Genomic DNA, 490 nt, shown 5'->3' with positions numbered 1-490 from the left:
TTACCAGGATGCCGGCGAAATTTCCCTCGGCATCAAGTCGGCAGTGGACGCCACCGGCGCTGCCTTTGAGAACCTGCAGTTGGGCGGTGACGCTTCGGTCAAAGTGACCGACACCATCGACGAAGTTGTCGCCAAGCTGACCGCAAGCCAGTCGGTTACGGAAGGCGGCGAGATCACCTACACCATCACGCTGACCAACAAAGACGGCCTGCCGATCAACAACCATTCGGAGCTGTATTTCAAGCTGACCGATGGCACGACGGTCGTTGTGGCCGCCAACAGCACCACTGGCTCGGCCACTGCGACCGCCCCGGATAACGTCTATGTCGGCGCTAACGAGCCGGTGTTGAATGCTATCGATGCCGTCAGCGGCGCGGACGCGTGGAAGTTTGAAAACCTGAACCTGGACAAGACCCCGGTCAGCACCCAGGTTACCGACGAGCCAGGTACCCCAGGCAACGAAGGCGACCTGGTCAAGGTCACCATCACC

1 protein-coding gene is annotated in these 490 nt (G+C 60.2%); it reads left to right on the top strand.

Features of this window, described 5'->3' with window-relative positions:
- A partial coding sequence (locus ABI582_RS28685; protein WP_442120992.1) for an immunoglobulin-like domain-containing protein occupies positions 1-490 on the top strand: 490 nt, incomplete at both ends.

Origin of the sequence: Pseudomonas sp. SAS7 (assembly GCF_052112345.1) — a bacterium.
GTDB classification, from domain to species: domain Bacteria; phylum Pseudomonadota; class Gammaproteobacteria; order Pseudomonadales; family Pseudomonadaceae; genus Aquipseudomonas; species Aquipseudomonas putida_Q.
The sequence above is the reverse complement of the archived record's forward strand: the minus strand, read 5'-3'. Positions and strand labels throughout refer to the sequence as shown.